Consider the following 13,737-nt stretch of genomic DNA (forward strand, 5'->3'; position numbering starts at 1 on the left):
TCGTCCCGCCGAGATCGGTGGGATCGGTCCTAAACCGCCTCGACCGTCAGTTCCAGATCGGTATCGGCCGCGCCCGTCACGCGCACCTGCGTGCCGGCCGGCAGATCGGGGCCGGAGACGCGCCATAGCGTGTCGCCCAGCTTTATGCGGCCGCGGCCGTCCTTGATCGGCTCGGCCAGTGTCGCCATCCTGCCGATCATTTGTTCGCCGCGGCGGTTGAGCAGCGGCTGGTCTGTCGGGTCGTGACGCCCGCCCGCCAGTCTCTTGCCGACATAGGTTGAAACCAGCGACATCGCCAGGAAAGCGAGAACCTGGACCTGCCAAGTCCAAAAACCTGCGTCCCAGATGAGCAGGGAGACTGCACCGATCAGCAGCGCGGCGATACCGATCCACAGCATGAAAATGCCCGGTGCGACGACCTCCATTACGAGGAGAAGGAAGCCGAGAACCATCCAGTTCCAAGGGCCGAGTTCGGAAATGATGCGGTCGAACATCGGACCGGCCTCAGCTCTCGCTCGGGCGAACTACGGGCGGGCGGGCGGCTTGCCGCGGCGTGCCGGCAGTGCCGTCGCCCCTAAAGACTTCCTTGGCGATCTCGCCGATGCCGCCGAGCGTGCCGATCAGCGACGAAGCTTCCATCGGCATCAGCACAACCTTGCTGTTTGTGGCGGAGCCGATCCTGGTCAGCGCTTCGGTGTATTTCAGCGCGACGAAGTAGTTGAGCGCCTGCACGTCGCCCTTGGAGATCGCTTCCGACACCACCTGCGTGGCGCGGGCCTCGGCCTCGGCGGAGCGTTCGCGCGCCTCGGCGTCGCGGAAGGCGGCTTCCTTGCGGCCCTCGGCTTCCAGGATCTGCGACTGCTTGAGGCCTTCGGCGTCAAGGATCTGCGCGCGCTTGTTGCGTTCGGCCATCATCTGGCGACCCATCGATTCGACGAGATTGGCCGGCGGGTTGATGTCCTTGATCTCGACACGAGTGATCTTGATGCCCCAGGGATGCGCGGCCTCGTCGACGACGCGCAGCAGGCGTTCGTTGATGGCGTCGCGGTTCGACAAAAGCTCGTCGAGGTCCATCGAGCCCATCACGGTACGGATGTTGGTCATCGTCAGGTTGAGGATGGCGTTCTCCAGCCCAGCGACCTGGTAGGCGGCCTGCGCGGCGTTGAGTACCTGGTAGAAGGCGACGCCGTCGACGGCGACGGTGGCGTTGTCGCGGGTGATGATCTCCTGGGTCGGGACGTCGAGCACCTGCTCCATCATGTTCAACTTGGCGCCGATGCGATCGACGAACGGCACGATGAGGTTAAGGCCGGGGCTCAATGTCTTGGTGTAACGACCGAAGCGCTCCACCGTATAATTGTAGCCTTGCGGGATTGTCCGGATGCCTTTGAAAAGCACGAGCACGACAAGAGCGACAAGAACAAGAAGCGCGATATCGAAACCACTGAAATCCATTTGGCCCTCCCTCAGATGCCGAGCACATTAGAGCGACGCGCGTCCACTGGACGCACAAAGTACGCTCTAACTTTTATACCTGCGCATCGTGCTTTCCGAAAATCGATTCCGATTTTCCGCCGATGCGGTAGACGTTTCAACGCAACCGACTTCACCAAACACTTAAGTGTGTTTCAGAAATGTTACAATCGGGTGATCGCGAATTGTCGGCGTATAGGCGGCTGGGCTAGCGGCGCTCGATTATGTCCGCTTCAAATCCAGCCTAACAATTCGCGCCGCACCATCGCCTCGATCACCGCCATGCCCTCGGCACTGTCGTTGAGGCAGGGGATGTGTGCGAACTTCTCGCCGCCTGCATGATGGAAGGTCTCGGCCGCCTCTCTGCCGATCTCGTCCAGCGTCTCGATGCAGTCGACAGAAAAGCCCGGATTGACGATGGCGATCGATCTCACACCTTCTCCGGCTAATTTCTCGACCGTCTTGTCGGTGTAGGGCTGCAGCCATTCCTGCGCACCGAAGCGCGACTGGAACGTGGTGATCAGCCTCTTCTCATCCCAGCCGAGCTTTTCCCGCAGCAGCCGGGTCGTCTCCAAGCAATGGGCCTGATAGGGGTCACCCTTGTCGGAATAGGGTTTCGGAATGCCGTGATAGGAGGCGATGACCACCTCCGGCTCGAAATCGAGGCTCGCCAGATGGCGCGAGATCGAACGGGCAAGCGCCTCGATATAGACCGGTTCGGCATAGTAGGGCGGCACGCTGCGGATCGCCGGGGCGCGGCGCATCTTCATCAGCGCGCGAAACAGCTGGTCGTTGGCGGTCGCTGTGGTGGTCGCGGAATATTGCGGATAGAGCGGAAAAGACAGAATGCGGTCGCAGCCTTGCGCGACCAACCCTTTGGCGACGCTCTCGGTCGACGGATTGCCGTAACGCATCGCCCAGTCGACGATAACGTCGGGCAGGTCGCGCAGCGCCTCGGTCAGCTTTTCGCTCTGGGCGCGGGTGTAGGTGCGCAGCGGCGACTCGTTGCGCTGCCGGTTCCAGATCCTGGCATAGTTGGCGCCCGACTTCTTCGGCCGTGTGGTGAGAACCAGCCCGTAGAGGATGGGGTACCAGATCGCCTTGTTGAGCTCGATGACGCGCGGATCGGACAGGAATTCCCTGAGGTAGCGCCACATCGGCTTGAATTCCGTGCCGTCGGGCGTGCCGAGATTAACCAGCATGACGCCGATCCTGCCCGCCCCGACCGGCGGCTGTCCTGCCGGCTGCGGGCCGAGGCCCTTCGGATCGACAGGGTTGCAAAGCGTCATTAGGGATCTCCGGACACCGCGCGAAACTAGCGATGCCGCGCCGGTTTTCAATGCAGCGTCTGGCCGCACCTTATCTTACCTCGGGCGGAAAGCAGAAAACCCGCCCGGTTCCCCGGACGGGTTTTCCAGCAATGACGGAAGAATTTAGTTTGCGGCCGGGATGGTCAAGGTTGCACCGACGGGAAGGCGGCGCGGCTCATAGTCCTTGTTGGCGTCCGAGATCGTTTTCCACTTGGTGCCATCGCCATAGGCCTTCTCCGCCAGGTCCCAATAGGTATCGCCGGCAACGATCACATGGCTGCTTTCGGTCGGTGTTGCCTCGGCCGGCTTTGCCGGCTCGGCAGGCGCAGCCTCGGCTGGTTTGGCCGGTTCCGCCGCAGGAGCCGGTGCCGCGGGTGCCGTCTCGGCCGGTTTAGCCGGCTCGGCAGGTGCCGGCGCTGCCGGGGCGGGTTCCGCCGGGACGGCTGGCGGCGTCGTGGCGATATCGTCCGAACCAGCCGGCGGTTCGGGCATCGCCGGCTCCGCGGTTGCGGCTGGAGCCGTTTCTGCCGGCTTTGCCGGTTCCGCCGCGGCGGCGGCCGCGATCTCGGTGATGCGGCCATCGAGCTTCGGCGTATAGGGCCGATGCGCGCCGAGATAATCGGCGACCACCTGTTCGAGGCCCGGACCGTAATCGTAGGCGTTCTTGGCCTTGTCGGCGAATACGTCGTAGCCATCGCCGCCCTGGCGCACATAGTTGTTGGTGGCGACCAGGTAATCCTTATCCGGATTGATCGGCGTCCACGCGCCGCCTTGCATGACTTCGACCGACTTGACGCGCCCGGCATTCGGGGCGGCCGATTTGTCGAATGAATACTTCAGGCCGGCAACCTGCGGGAAGCGTCCGGCGCCATCCTCGATCTGGCTAAGACCGTTCTCGAGCCCGGCAACCAGATCCTTACCGGAAATCTGGAAGGTCGCCACTGTGTTCTGGAATGGCAGCACGTTCAGCACCTCGCCCATGGTGACGGTGCCCTGGTCGATCGAAGCGCGCAGACCGCCGCCGTTCGTGATGACGATCTCGACACCCTGGTCCCTGACGCGGTCGAGGACGGCATCGGAGACAAGATTGCCCATCTCGCACTCGCGGGTGCGGCAGTTCTCACGGCTGCCGTCGATCGCCTTGGTGGTCTCGGCGACCTCCTTGTTCTTCAACGCCTCGATCGGCGCGCCAAGCTCCTTGACGCGGGCAAGCACGGCGGGATCCGGCATGATCGACTTGTCGAGGTAGATCGGGTCTCCGCTGGCTTGCTTGACGACGCCGTTATCGTCAAACACGACCTTGAACTCGCCGAGATATTTCGAAAAGGACGCCGCCTGGACGACCGGCACCTTGTAGCCGTCCGGATTGTCGACCATCGTCGGGTAGGGGCCTTCAGCCTTGGGGTCGGTGTTGGACAGCAGCGAATGGCTGTGGCCGCCGACCACCACGTCGACACCCGGGATCTTGGCGATGACGTCGCGCTCTCGCTTGTAGCCGATATGGGTGACCGCGATGATTTTGTTGACGCCTTCTCCCTTCAGCTTCTCGACCTCTGATGTGATCGACTTGACGTCGTCCTCGATCGTGACGTTAGGGCCTGGCGAAGTGAGTTCCGGCGTGTCGTTGGTGACCGCGCCGACGACGCCGATCTTCTGGCAGCCGCCGACCTCGATCACGATCGACGGTTTCACGCGGTCACCGAGCTTGGATTGCGCGTTGGCCTTCACGTTGGCGCCGAGCACCGGAAACTTGATCATGTCCAAAAACGGCGCCAGCGCCGCCTCGCCGTCGTCGAACTCGTGATTGCCGACCGCCATGGCGTCGAATTTCATCTGGTTGAGGAATTCGCCTTCGGTCTTGCCCTTGTAGGTGATGTAGAAAAGCGATCCCTGGAAATTGTCGCCGGCGCTGAGCAGCAGCACGTTCTGGCCCTCGAGTTTCTTGCGCTCCTGGGCGATCGCCGTGATCAGCCGCGCCGCGCCGCCGATGCACTCGCCCTTGGTCTCCTCTTCGGCCGAGCAGGTCGATTCATATTTGTTGTTGCTTTCGATGCGGCTGTGCCAGTCGTTGATGTGCAGGATGTTCAGCGTGTAGTCGGCAAAGGACACGCCGGCCGACAGGCCAAGCGTGGACGCCGACAGGGCGGCAACGGCGGCGATCTTCTTCATTTTCGTCTCCCGGATGACCTGAGTACAGCGCCGCGGGTCATTTCGGACGCACAAGGACACTGTACCAATTTGCGCATGATCCTTTCCGAAAATCGATTCCGATTTTGGGGTCATGCGCAGAGGTGTTTAACGCCCTTGCTTGACTGGAGCATAACAGCCAGCTTTTGCCCATATACACATCGCGTTTCAGCAAGCGGAATCGGGGACAGTTTTGCCGGCGCAAAAAAAGGGCGGAGGCCTCAAGCCACCGTCCTTTGCAAAGCAGTTCAGTAGGGGCCTCAGGTGCGTCGCGTCAGCACGAAGTTCTGCCCGCTCGCGCTGGTGCAATTAAGCTGCGAGGTGGAGATCAACAAGCAGTTGAAGCTGATCGGCGTCTGGCGGATCAGCGAAGTGCCCTGGATCTCGACCGAGGTGCCGCCGGTCATGGTGTAGCTGCCGTCGGCAAGTTTCTGGCCGGTGTCGGTCGCGACGGTGTTGAAGCTGCCGCCGGCGAAGGTCGACAGGCCCGTGCCTTGCGCGTCGATCCATGAGCCTTCGACCGGGCTCCGCGCGGCCAATGGCGGCCCGCCCGGGCCGGCGGTGGTGCACGCCGCCAAGGCAGCAGCGGCCGCGACAATGCCGGCCGAAAGCAATTTGCGCGCAATCGTCATCATCAAAACCCTCTCCTCTCGCATCGGCCCGAAAATCGATCCGATTTTCGGAAAGCATGATGCGTACATTTCAAGCGCTGGAGCGCACTTTGTGCGTCCAAATGGACGCACGTCGCTCTGGGCCACCTTCCTTCAATCGCCCGATTTCCAGGCGATTGCAAGGCAGTGAGACATTGCTATCGAACGAGGATGTTGCACTATCGAACGAGGATGTTGCGGAATTGCCATGGGTCGTTCTTGTCGAGGTCTTCCGGGAACAGACCAGGGCGGTTATCGAGCGGCGTCCAATCGGTGTAGTAGCCCTTGATCGGCCCGAGATAGGGGGACTGCACTTCCAGGCAGCGCTTGTAGTCCATCTCGTCGGCCTCGACGATGCCGGCCTCGGGATTTTCCAGCGCCCAGACCATGCCCGCCAGCACTGACGACGTGACCTGCATGCCCGTCGCGTTCTGATAAGGCGCCAGCTTGCGTGCTTCCGCCAGCGACAGTTGCGAGCCGTACCAATAGGCGTTCTTGTCGTGTCCGTAGAGCAGCACGCCGAGTTCGTCGACACCGTCGACCAGTTCGTTCTCATCGAGCACGTGGTGTACGGATTGCGGCTTGCCGGCGGCACCGAACATCTCGTGCAGCGACAGTATGGCGTCGTTGCAGGGGTGGTAGGCGTAGTGGCAGGTGGGGCGATATTGAACCTTGCCCTTCTTGCCGCGCAGGGTGAAGAAGTCGGCGATCGAAATCGACTCGTTGTGCGTCACCAGGAATCCGTATTGCGGTCCGGGCGTCGGGCACCAGCTGCGCACACGCGTGTTGGCGCCCGGCTGCTCCAGGTAGATCGCGGCCTTCGAGCCATGCTTGTGCTCCTTGGCGTTCTTCGGCATCCACGTTTCATGCGTGCCCCAGCCGAGCTCGGCCGGTTGCAGCCCTTCCGAGATGAAGCCTTCGACCGACCAGGTGTTCCAGAACACGTCCATCGGCTTCGGCTTCTTGGTGCGCTGTGTGTCGCGCTCGGCGATGTGAATGCCCTTGACGCCGGCCTTTTTCATCAGCCTGGCCCAGCCTTCGCGATCTTGCTGCGCGGGCTCTGAGAACTCGAGGCCAAGATCGGTGGCGAGGTTGACCAGCGCCTGCTTGACGAACCACGAGACCATGCCTGGATTGGCGCCGCAGGTGGAGATTGCGGTCGCCCCGCCGGGATGCGCGTGCTTTTCTTCGATCATGGATTCACGCAGCGCGTAGTTGCTGCGGCTGGCATTGTCGGCCTTGGGGTCGAAATAGAAGCCGAGCCATGGCTCGACGACGGTGTCGATGTAGAGCACACCAAGCTTGCGACAGAGCCGCATCAAATCCACTGAGCCGGTGTCGACCGACAGGTTGACGCAAAAGCCCTGGCCGCCACCTTTGGTCAGCAGCGGCGTCAGCAGCTTCTTATAGTTCTGCTTGGTCACCGCATCCTGCATGAAGGTGATATCGCGCTCGTCGAGCAGCTTGCGGTCGGTATCGCGTGGGTCGATGACCGTCATGCGCGACTTGTCGAAGTTGAAATGGCGCTCGATCAGCGGCAGCGTTCCCCGTCCGATCGAGCCGAAGCCGATCATCACGACAGGGCCGGTGATCTCACCGTAAACGGGCCAGTTTTCATTCGCCATTTTATCGATTACTCCCTCAGATAGGCTGAAAAGCCGGGCAAACAGACGCAAAGCGGAGCATTTTTTTGCCCGACCGCCACGCGCTACAACCACAGATCATTGTCATAAACCAGCGAAAAGCGCCAACCTCGGCTACGCTCAGTTGGCTACGTGGTTAAGGCCAAAATCGTGGATGGCGAAGCTCAAGCAAGGCTCTCCTCAAAGATTGCCGGCGACTCGCGATGACGTGATCGCAATGCCAAATCAAAGGGAGTGGATCAAAATGGCGAGCCGATTGAAGTGCATCACCGGGAGATGCACTGGAAGCTGGCGGATGGAACTTGGGCCTTTTTATCGACCATCCGTCGAAGCGGACCCTCTCGCGTTGCGCTATGCATGCGCGCAAGCCTCGCAGAGACCCGAAAGCTCCACCGTGGCCGACGTGGTTCGGAAGCCCTGCCGTCGGGCAATCCGGCGCAGCACCCGCTCCAATGCCGGGTCATGAACTTCACTTGCCCGCCCGCAATTCGCGCAGATTGCAAAAGCGGCGCGCCCGTGGGTGCCGCATTCGCTGGGGAGGCAGAGCGCAAACGCGCTCAGGCTCTCGATCCTGTGAACCAGGCCCTCCTCGATGAGCCGATCCAGAGCGCGATAGATCTGTAGCGGTGAGCGGAGCCCTTCCTGGCGAAGAAGTTCAAGCAGTTCGTAGGCCCCCATCGGCCTCTCGGAGCGCGTCAACGCGTCGAGCACCAACTGCTGGTTGCGTCCAGGCATCCACTGTTCCCTCGTGTTCCAACAACGGTGACCGTTAGTTATAATATAACGTTTTCGATTGACGAACGTGATAACATAACATAACGGATCGTCAAGAGCTGGGCTGACTTTGATGGCTCCCGCGGAGATGGATCGAATGGCTGCTTGTGTGATCTTTCAAGACCTGACGCTGGGCTACAACAGCCATCCCGCCGTGCATCACCTCGATGGGATCGGCCGGCCCGACGATCATCTGTCGGCGGGCGCGATCTACGATTTCTTCCATCTCTGCCGGGATGCGCGGCTGCTCGCCACGAGTCCGGCACATCTTCCACAGAACCGCTTGAACAAAGGAGTTGATCGAATGTCCAGGACGCTGAAGCTCGCCGCCGTGATGGGCGTCATAACATCGTTGCCAATCATCCCGTCGGTGGCCGCGGCCGAGAACCTCAAGGTTGTCGCCAGTTTCTCGATCATTGCCGATTTCGCCAAGAATGTCGGCGGTGACCGTGTCGACATCATCACGCTGGTCGGCCCGAATGGTGACGCCCATGTCTACGAACCGAAGCCGGCCGACGCGGCCACCGTCGGTTCTGCCGACGTGGTGCTGGTCAATGGCCTCCAGTTCGAGGGCTTCCTCCAGCGTCTCGTCGAGGCGAGCGCGACGAAAGCGCCGGTCGTGGAGTTGACCAAAGGCGGCGAGGTGTTGCGCAACACCGAGGAAGAAGGTCACCACGATCAGGATGAAGCCGCCAAGGGCGAGGCAGGGCACGCCGCGGAGGCGGAAGAGGGCCATGAGGAAGGGCACCATCATCACGGCGAGTCCGATCCCCATGCATGGCAGTCGGTGCATAATGCCGAACTCTATGTGAAGAACATCGCCGATGCCTTCTGTGCCGCCGATGCAGCCGGCTGTGACACTTATCGGGCCAATGCCGAATCATACGGCCAGCAGCTCGAGGCACTGGAAGCGGAGATCAAAGCTGCCGTCGCTGAGATTCCCGAGGAAAAGCGCACCATCATCACCTCCCACGACGCCTATGGCTATTTCGAACACGAATACGGCATAAAATTCTTGGCACCGGAGGGCGTCTCCACCGAATCCGAGGCGTCAGCTTCCGATGTCGCGGCCCTGATCAAACAGATCAGGCAAGACAAGGCCTCGGCAATCTTCGTCGAGAACGTCACCAATCCGCGCCTGATCGAGCAGATCGCCAGCGAGACGGGCCTGAAAGTCGGCGGTGAGCTCTACTCCGACGCCCTGTCGGATAAGAACGGTCCGGCTGCGACCTATCTCGAGATGATGCGGCACAACATCACGACGATCAAAGGCGCGATCCTCGGAAGCTGATCGTCGCGCCACGACGGAAAGGCGGAGCAACCCGCCCTTCGTCGACCGCAATCAGTTAGGTAATAACATCAAGGAGAATACCGTGAGGACAAATTTGGCGTCAGCCACGACCATCGCGCTGTTTCTGTCTCTATCAACAAGTGCGGCCCATGCCGAGGAGGTAACCGCCTGGCGCCTCTTCATCTCGGATCACGCGGATCCGAAGGTGACCGTAATCGATGCGGTCGATGGCGGAAAGCTCGACACATTCCAGATTAAAGGGCCGGCGTCGCTCCATCGCAGCGAAAGCGGCCGGACGGTGTTCGCCGTGCAGGGCTCGGCCGGCGTCGTTACCGGGATCGCGAGCGGCATTTCCTTCGAGGACCACGGCGAACACGGCGACATCGACGTTGAAGCGCCAAAGCTTGCCGGCGTCGAGATCACAGGCAAGAAGCCGTCGCATTTCGTCGAGCATGACGGAGACTTCGCCGCTTTTTTCGACGGCGAAGGTGTCGCCCGCATCGTCTCCGAGAAGGTCGTCCTGGAAGGCAAATCGGACTTCAGGGAAGTGAAGACGGACGCGCCGCAGCACGGCGTCGCAGTTGCCTATGGCTCCCATGTCCTCCTCTCGGAGCCGAACAGGGAAAAGCCGGACGAACTCCCGGTCGGCATCAGGGTCGCTGACGAAGCCGGCGCGCCGATCGGCGGCATCCACGCCTGCCCCGACCTCCACGGCGAGGCGTCTTCCGCCAATATCCTGGCTTTCGCCTGCGCGACCGGCCTGCTTGTCGTCAGCCATGGCGACGGCACCCCGGCGATCCGTCATCTGCCCTATGCCGACAGCCTGCCGGATGGCAAAACGACGACGCTGATCGGCGGCAGGGGCCTGCAATATTTCCTCGGCAACTACGGCGCCGACAAGGTGGTGCTGATCGATCCGACGGTCGAAAGCGACGCATTCCGGCTGATCAGCCTTCCGACGCGCCGCGTGCATTTCGCGATCGATCCGGTTCGTCCGAAGTTCGCCTACGTCTTCACTGAGGACGGCCAGCTTCACCAGCTCGATGTGGTCAAGGGGGAGATCGCAAACTCGCTCAAGCTGACCGACCCCTATTCGATGGATGGTCACTGGAGCGAGCCGAGGCCGCGTGTTGCGGTCGCCGGCGACAGGATCGTGGTTACGGATCCTCTGCAAGGTGTGCTGCATCTCGTTGACGTGACGTCGTTCGAGAAAACCGGCGACGTTGCCGTCGAAGGCAAACCCTTCAACATCGTTTCCGTCGGCGGCTCCGGTCAGACCCACGAAGGCGAATAGTCGCTCCTCCCAAGCGGCTGCCGCGCGTCCGGCCCATTCTTTCTCGGGCCGGACGCATCTTCTCCAGCTCGCAAGGGGAAAACCATGCTTGAGACACAGCCAAGGGCGTGTCGTCGATATCTTTTCGGTTGCATTTCAGCCCAGCCGCGCCGGGATCAATCCGCGCAGGGAATTGCCGACGAACAGCGCTTTGGCCGACTTCAGATCATCCAAGCTGTAGATTGCCTCGTGGGCGCGGCCTTCGTCCAGCAATTCGCCACGCAATACGCCCGGCAGCAGGCCGCAATCGAGCCGCGGCGTCGCCAGCGCGCCGTCGCCGAAATCGGCAAAGAGATTGGTGATCGTGCCCTCACAGATTTCGCCACGCTCGTTGGCCAGCAGCACCTCGTCGGCCCGGCTGATCAGATATTCGGCTCGCGCCCGCTGATAGGTGTCCCGGCGGCTCGTCTTGTGGCGCAGCAGCGTGTCGCTTGAATCGAGCCGCACCCGCGCCAGTTGCAGCCTCCACACCTTGTCGGCTGCATGCGGCTCATAAGGCAGCGCCGAGACCGTCACCTTGCCGCTGCGCGACAGGACGAGGCGTGTGCGCAAGGCTATGTCCGGCCGGTCGACGGCGTTCCTGAGCATCTCGCCGACCTTTTGTGGATCGCAGGCAAAACCCAGTTCGGCTGCCGAGCCATAAAGGCGAGCCAAATGGCGGTCGAAACGGAGGAAGCCCTGGCCCGGCTGCCAACGCATGGTTTCGATCAACTCGAAATCGGCGGTGTTCCCGTCGCGTAGCGCGCTTTCAGCAGGCACTCTTGATACTCCTCCTCGGCCGTCGAATCGAAGACGACGCCACCACCGATATTGTAGACGGCTTCGCCACTGGAAAAGAGCGATATGGTGCGGATCGCAACCGAAAAGCGCATCGTGCCGCCGGGCGCGATCCAGCCGATGGCGCCGCAATAGACGTCGCGTGGTGTGGCTTCCAGATCGTGCAGGATTTCCATGGCGCGGATTTTTGGGGCGCCGGTGATCGATCCGCATGGAAACAGCGCAGCGAAGATCTGGCGGATGGTGAGGTCGGGCAAGAGCTTGGCCCGCACACGGCTCACCATCTGGTGGACGGTCGGGTAGCTCTCGATGCGGAAAAGCTCCGGCACTTCCAGCGTGCCGACCTCGCTGATCAGCGAGATGTCGTTGCGCAGCAGATCGACGATCATCCGGTTCTCAGCCTGGTTCTTCTCATCATTTAGCAAGAACGCCTTCAGCCGCTTGTCCTCCGCCTTGGTCGCGCCGCGCGGGGCGGTGCCTTTCATCGGATGGGTCTCGATGATGCCTTCGGCGTCGACCTCGAAGAACAGTTCCGGCGAACGCGACAAAACGACCGGATCGCCGAGCGCGATCAGCGCGCCGTATTTCACAGGCTGGCGCTCGGTCAGCGCGTCGAAGGCGGCCAGCGGATCGCCCGACCACTGCGCATGAACCGGAAAGGTCAGATTGCCCTGATAGCAATCGCCCTTTCGAATGTGATTGTGGAGCCGCGCAAAGCGTTTTGCGTAGTCTTCTGAAGACCAGGCAGCCCTTGCATCGAAGATCGGACCGTTGGTCGCCGGCGCGTTGCTGGGCACGACCGCCTGTTCGACAGGCGCGTCGAAGATCCCCAGGCAGACAAGCGGGGCGCGGCGTTCGCCCGGCAGCAGCGGAACGAGCTTCGGTTCGAGCAGGTAGCCGGCCTCGTACGAGAAATAGCCGGCCAGCCATTTGCCGGCGTCATGCGCTGCCTGCGCAATTTCCAGCGCCGGCAGGAAATCCTCCGCCTCATGCGCCACGATGATGCCGGACGGGCGGTCGAAAACGAGCTGATGGGCGCGCTCGTCATTCCGGAAAATTGCAGAGGGCAGGGACATGGGACTCGGATGCTGCGGTCGATGACGCCAGCTATCGCTCTATATGGGGGCTCGATCGGGCGCAATCGAGAGCGCGGCGTCTCAGGACGCAAAGGCAGGCTTGGTGCAAAAGCAAACTGGCGGCACCTCAAGGCGCCGCTAGTGCTCGATGCTGGCAGGCAATTCAGGTGTTGCTCGCGGTCCCCGCGGTCGGGAAGCGGCGCGCGAATTCCTTCTCGTCGCCGGCGGCAAGCAGTTTCGCCTGCTCGATCCAGCGCTCACGCTCGATGCGGCCGTCGAACTGGAGAACGTCTTCGATCCGCTTGATATCCGCCGCCGTCCAGGCGGCGATCTGAGCGTAGGTTCTAACCCCCAGGCCGTGCAGCTTCCGCTCGTTGACCGGGCCGATGCCGATCAAGCGACGCAGACTGTCGGTCTTATCAGCTGCTGCCGCCGCTGTTGCCGTGCCGGCGGTGGCCTTCTTTGCCGCCGGCGCAGCCTTCCTGGCTGTGGCGCTCGTTTCCGACGCGGCCGCTTTCGACGCACTGGCCTTTGGCCCGGCTGCCGCCTTGGCGGCCGCCGGTTTCTTGGACGCGGTCTTGGCCGGTGTCGACTTGGCCGGCGCAGTCTTTGCTGGCGCGGACTTGGCCGGCGTGGGCTTGGCCGGCGCGGATGTCGACATCAATGCCGACGGTGCCGGGATTGCTGCCTTTGTCGCGCCGGTCTTGGCGCCTTGTGCCTCGGTCAACTGGCGCTCCAGGTCGGCGCGGGCGCCGCGGCATACTTCCAGCTCGCCGGTCAGGCGGTCGGCGTCGGCGCGCAGCCTGTCGCGCTCGCTGCGCGTGCGGTCCATGTCACCGCGCAGGCTGTCGAGTTCGCCACGCAGGCGTCCCCAGATGAACCAGCCAACCAACACACCTACCAGGAACGCCAGGAGCATGTAGAAAAAAGTGCCCATTGTCTCTCTCTCCAGTCCGATCCACCTGCCACGGCCTGGAGTGGTGACCTTGGCACAAGGACCATTCAATGGTGGCTCCGCTTTTCGCGGAACAGCCGGCTTAGATCGAGCTGTCGGCGACCGGCTTTTCCTGCCATGGCCAACGGCCGCTGTCGCACTCGCCGAAGCGCCGTGACCGGCCGAAGATTTTTTCCTGGCCTGAGCCCCGCGCCAGACTGAGCTTGAGGCGGGACGCTATCATACAGCTTCCGGAAAGCTAACGGAAAAATTCCACGGAGAGTTATTT

The 13,737-nt window shown here is 62.0% G+C and carries 13 protein-coding genes; 3 read left to right on the forward strand and 10 right to left on the reverse strand.

The genetic code is table 11. The features are described from left to right. Positions 1 to 29 precede the first annotated feature (29 nt). The 7 genes from AC0NIE_RS10455 to AC0NIE_RS10485 all read right to left on the reverse strand — a co-directional run bounded on the left by AC0NIE_RS10455 (position 30) and on the right by AC0NIE_RS10485 (position 7,998). On the reverse strand, positions 30 to 494 hold the full coding sequence (locus AC0NIE_RS10455; protein ID WP_473486423.1) for an NfeD family protein: 465 nt from the start codon (positions 492 to 494) through the stop codon (positions 30 to 32). A gap of 10 nt (positions 495 to 504) precedes the next feature. Further along, positions 505 to 1,455: an SPFH domain-containing protein gene (locus AC0NIE_RS10460; RefSeq protein WP_123149656.1), complete on the reverse strand. Its 951-nt coding sequence runs from the start codon at positions 1,453 to 1,455 to the stop codon at positions 505 to 507. A gap of 251 nt (positions 1,456 to 1,706) precedes the next feature. Then, complete coding sequence (gene hemH, locus AC0NIE_RS10465; RefSeq protein ID WP_473486424.1) at positions 1,707 to 2,762, reverse strand: ferrochelatase; 1,056 nt, start codon at positions 2,760 to 2,762, stop codon at positions 1,707 to 1,709. Between the two features lie 144 nt (positions 2,763 to 2,906). Beyond that, on the reverse strand, positions 2,907 to 4,952 hold the full coding sequence (locus AC0NIE_RS10470) for a 5'-nucleotidase C-terminal domain-containing protein (protein ID WP_473486425.1): 2,046 nt from the start codon (positions 4,950 to 4,952) through the stop codon (positions 2,907 to 2,909). A 278-nt stretch (positions 4,953 to 5,230) separates the two neighbouring features. Next, the gene (gene omp10, locus AC0NIE_RS10475) at positions 5,231 to 5,602 is read right to left on the reverse strand and encodes an outer membrane lipoprotein Omp10 (RefSeq protein ID WP_123149715.1); all 372 of its coding nucleotides are present in this window, start codon (positions 5,600 to 5,602) and stop codon (positions 5,231 to 5,233) included. A gap of 197 nt (positions 5,603 to 5,799) precedes the next feature. Continuing rightward, entirely contained in the window at positions 5,800 to 7,245 is a 1,446-nt protein-coding gene (locus AC0NIE_RS10480; protein ID WP_473486426.1) for a homospermidine synthase, read from the reverse strand. A 369-nt stretch (positions 7,246 to 7,614) separates the two neighbouring features. Beyond that, entirely contained in the window at positions 7,615 to 7,998 is a 384-nt protein-coding gene (locus AC0NIE_RS10485) for a Fur family transcriptional regulator (protein WP_473486427.1), read from the reverse strand. 343 nt (positions 7,999 to 8,341) lie between these two features. Here AC0NIE_RS10485 and aztC point away from each other — a divergent pair, with 343 nt between their 5' ends. Both aztC and aztD read left to right on the forward strand, forming a co-directional pair. Further along, complete coding sequence (gene aztC, locus AC0NIE_RS10490) at positions 8,342 to 9,328, forward strand: zinc ABC transporter substrate-binding protein AztC (RefSeq protein ID WP_473486506.1); 987 nt, start codon at positions 8,342 to 8,344, stop codon at positions 9,326 to 9,328. Positions 9,329 to 9,410: 82 nt separating this feature from the next. Beyond that, the gene (gene aztD, locus AC0NIE_RS10495; protein ID WP_473486428.1) at positions 9,411 to 10,622 is read left to right on the forward strand and encodes a zinc metallochaperone AztD; all 1,212 of its coding nucleotides are present in this window, start codon (positions 9,411 to 9,413) and stop codon (positions 10,620 to 10,622) included. Between the two features lie 135 nt (positions 10,623 to 10,757). Here the strand turns inward: aztD and AC0NIE_RS10500 are convergent, their stop codons facing one another. From AC0NIE_RS10500 to AC0NIE_RS10510, 3 genes are all read right to left on the reverse strand, one after another. After that, the gene (locus AC0NIE_RS10500) at positions 10,758 to 11,420 is read right to left on the reverse strand and encodes an aminotransferase class IV family protein (RefSeq protein WP_473486429.1); all 663 of its coding nucleotides are present in this window, start codon (positions 11,418 to 11,420) and stop codon (positions 10,758 to 10,760) included. After that, positions 11,369 to 12,514: an aminodeoxychorismate synthase component I gene (locus AC0NIE_RS10505; protein WP_473486430.1), complete on the reverse strand. Its 1,146-nt coding sequence runs from the start codon at positions 12,512 to 12,514 to the stop codon at positions 11,369 to 11,371. The genes AC0NIE_RS10500 and AC0NIE_RS10505 overlap by 52 nt, the downstream gene beginning before the upstream one ends. 163 nt (positions 12,515 to 12,677) lie before the next feature. Then, entirely contained in the window at positions 12,678 to 12,911 is a 234-nt protein-coding gene (locus AC0NIE_RS10510) for a hypothetical protein (protein ID WP_374120339.1), read from the reverse strand. Here AC0NIE_RS10510 and AC0NIE_RS10515 point away from each other — a divergent pair. Continuing rightward, complete coding sequence (locus tag AC0NIE_RS10515; RefSeq protein WP_473486431.1) at positions 12,901 to 13,437, forward strand: pentapeptide repeat-containing protein; 537 nt, start codon at positions 12,901 to 12,903, stop codon at positions 13,435 to 13,437. The two genes, AC0NIE_RS10510 and AC0NIE_RS10515, sit on opposite strands and share 11 nt — an antisense overlap. Positions 13,438 to 13,737 lie beyond the last annotated feature (300 nt).

The organism is Mesorhizobium sp. WSM4842 (assembly GCF_055901575.1).